We start from the raw sequence: 3,250 nt of genomic DNA, 5'->3' as shown, positions 1-3,250 counted from the left end.
CTCTCGACGAGACGGTGAGCGGCCGAGCCGATGCCTCGCCCCCACGACGCCCGGATGAGTTCGATGGTCCAGAAGGCCACCGTCGACCCGGCTTCGAGAGGGATGTCCACGCCGACCCGGCCGATCGCGCGTCCGTCGTCGTCGGTCACGAGCCACAGGTGCCGGATCTCATACGCGTCCGGGCGGTAGTGCGGCAACAGCTCCGCAACGGTGCGGGTGTGGTCGTCGGTCCCGGACACCTCCCGGGAGACGGTGTTGCGTGCCGCCACGGTGGCGACGAAGTCCGCCGCGTCGGGATCCGCCGGTGATCGGGGGATCCCGACGCGGCGGAACGAGCCGCCATGGAAGGGGACGACCTCGGGGGTCGTGTCGGACATGATCGCTTCTTCCATCGGGTGGTCACAGGCGTGGAACGCGCAGCAGGTAGACGCGTTCGGCCCGTCTCTCGCGTTCGGCGCGTTCGCGGCGTGCGGCGTCGCGTCGAGACAGCTGTGCAGGGTCATCGGCGACGTCGAGGCGCCGAGCGCTCCGGAGGAGCAGCCACAGGCCGAGACGCAGTTCGAGGCGATCGACGGCGGACAGGCGGTGATCGCTCACCGCGGCGGACAGGGTTTCCCGCTCGTGCGAAGTCACGAAGGGTGCGAGTGTGTTCACGGAAGTGCACTTTCGAGTGAGGACGCGCGAGTGGCGCAGAATCATCTAGCGGCGGGGAGCCTCGCAATCGGGGTGAAGCGAGGTCGAGCCGGGGGTGCCGAAGCGGCGCGCACGGACGGCGCGGGGTGCGGGTGAGGCGGCGGTCAGGCGACGACGCGCGTGACGACGTCGCGGAATCCGGCCACCGGAGCGAGACCACGGTGCGGGGAGCGGATCCCGGTACGGGTGATCGGCGCGAAAGGCGCAAGCATCTGAATCATCGGTGACCTCCTTTCCGGCTGAGACGCGATCTGGACACTAGCGCGGCGGATCCAAGACGTCAAGGGTCTTTTCGGTTTCGGTGGACGACGGGCGTGTCGGATGCGATCGATGACCGTCTGTCGCGCCGACGTCGCGGCGTGTCTCGGGTAGCGTGTATCGGTGATCCAGACAGGCCGGAGGACGCATCCATGCACCTGAAGAGCGTGACGCTCAAAGGGTTCAAGTCGTTCGCCCAGCCGACGACCTTCGAACTCGAGACAGGGGTCACGTGCATCGTCGGGCCGAACGGATCCGGCAAGTCCAATGTCGTCGACGCGCTCGCGTGGGTGATGGGGGAGCAGGGTGCGAAGACGCTGCGCGGCGGCAAGATGGAGGATGTCATCTTCGCCGGAACGGCCACGCGCGGTCCGCTCGGACGTGCCGAGGTGCAGCTGACCATCGACAACGGCGACGGTGCCCTGCCGATCGAGTACGCCGAGGTGAGCATCCGCCGCACCCTGTTCCGCAACGGATCGAGTGAGTACGCGATCAACGGCGAGTCGTGTCGGCTCCTCGACGTGCAGGAGCTGCTGAGCGATTCGGGGCTCGGTCGCGAGATGCACGTCATCGTCGGTCAGGGCCGGCTCGACGCCGTGCTGCAGGCCTCTCCCGAAGACCGCCGCGGCTTCATCGAAGAAGCAGCAGGCATCCTCAAGCACCGGCGCCGCAAAGAGAAGACGCTGCGCAAGCTCGAGGCGATGGAGGCGAACCTCACGCGCCTCAGCGACCTGGCCGGCGAGCTGCGCCGACAGCTCAAGCCGCTCGGCCGGCAGGCCGAGGTCGCCAGAGAGGCGCAATCGATCGCCGCGATCGTGCGCGACGCGAAGGCGCGGCTGCTCGCCGACGACCTCGTCGCCCTGCGAACCGAGCTCGACGCGTTCGCCCGCACCGAGCAGGAGCGGCACACCGAGCGCGGAGCACTGCAGGAGCAGCTCGACGTCGTGCGGGGCCGCATCGCGCATCTCGAAGCCGAACAGCGTTCGGAAGCCGTCGACGAGGCGCGGCGCGTCGCCCACGGCCTAGAGCGTGTTCAGGAGCGCCTCCGGTCGCTCTACGCCCTCGCCGGGCAGCGCCTGTCGCTGCTGGCGGAACCGGAGCAGAGCGACATCGTCGAGGGCGCGACGGTGACCCAGGCGGCGATCGACGAGGCTCGAGCCGAGATCGACGACATCGCCGCGGGCCTCGGCGACGCGCAGGACGCCGCCGAATCGGCGGGGCGCGACGTCATCCGTGCCCGCGCCGAGCTCGACGCTCTCGATGTCGACATCGCCGAGCAGAGCTCACTCGTCTCGGCGCACGACATGAAGATCACCGCGATGCGCGGAACGGCCGAAGCAGCGGATTCCGCCCTGACAGCGGTGCGCACTGCGGTCGACCGCCAGCAGAAAGCGCTCGATGCGGCACTGACCCGACGTGCCGAGGCCGAGGCGGAACTCGACGAGATCGACGTCGGCTCGGCGCCGCAGAGCGCCGTCGACGAGAACACCGCCGCCTACGAGCGCGCTCAGCGCACCGCCGGCGACCTCGAGACCGAGGTCTCGGAGCTGCGCGACAGACTGCACGCCGCCGAGCGCGAGGGCGAGGCCCTCAGCGCGCAGGCCGCGGCCCTCTCCCGTGCGCTCGACGTGCGCAATGCGGCGTCGGAGCTCCTCGCCGAAGGCGCTGCCGGGCTTGTCGGCCTCGTGGGGGACGCGGTGCAGGTGACGCCGGGATACGAGGCCGCGATCGCCGCCGTGCTCGGCCCCCTCGCCGAGGGTGTTCTCGCCCAGGACCGCGGCGCCGCTTTCGACCTCGCGTCGACCCTGCGCGGTCGTGATCTCGGTGTCGTGGACATCGTCATCGCCGACGTCCGGGTCGGCGGCAGCGACCTGCCGGAGATCCCCGGCGCGCGTCCCGCTCACGAGGTGGTGACGGCGCCGGCCGGCATTCAGGACATGCTCGCGCGTGTGCTGATCGCGGACGACCTCGACGCCGTGCGCGCCGTCGCCGACACTCTCGACGCGCAGCCCGCCGCGCCGCTGACGGTGGTCACGCGAGACGGCGAGGTCTTCACCGGACCGACGGTGCGTGCCGGCTCCGGTCAGGGGCGATCGCGCCTCGAGCTCGCCGCTGAACGCGACGGCGCCGCGGATCGACGAGCCGAGATCCTGGTCGTCGCCGACTCGCTGCGCGAGGCGCTCGGCGAACGATCCGCACAGCTCGATCGCGCCCGCGCCGAGACGAAGGCGAGCCTGTCCGCGCTCCGCGAGCACGACGCCGCGCTCGCGGCCCACGCCGAGCGCGTCAATCGCGCGAC

The 3,250-nt window shown here is 70.6% G+C and carries 2 protein-coding genes and 1 pseudogene; 1 reads left to right on the top strand and 2 read right to left on the bottom strand.

The window, feature by feature from the left end; genetic code table 11:
- Positions 1-377: pseudogene (locus B4E30_RS14255) on the bottom strand (hypothetical protein); the annotation flags it as partial.
- A 22-nt stretch (positions 378-399) separates the two neighbouring features.
- A complete protein-coding gene (locus B4E30_RS14250) occupies positions 400-654 on the bottom strand; it encodes a hypothetical protein (RefSeq protein WP_194385112.1) in 255 nt (84 codons plus the stop codon).
- 449 nt (positions 655-1,103) lie between these two features.
- Here B4E30_RS14250 and B4E30_RS14245 point away from each other — a divergent pair.
- Positions 1,104-3,250: chromosome segregation SMC family protein (locus B4E30_RS14245; protein WP_286795750.1), on the top strand; the 2,147-nt coding region annotated here is incomplete at its 3' end.

Source organism: Microbacterium sp. UBA3394 (genome assembly GCF_002358725.1).
Classification (GTDB): domain Bacteria; phylum Actinomycetota; class Actinomycetes; order Actinomycetales; family Microbacteriaceae; genus Microbacterium; species Microbacterium luteum.
This window is presented reverse-complemented; position numbering and strand designations above follow the sequence as displayed.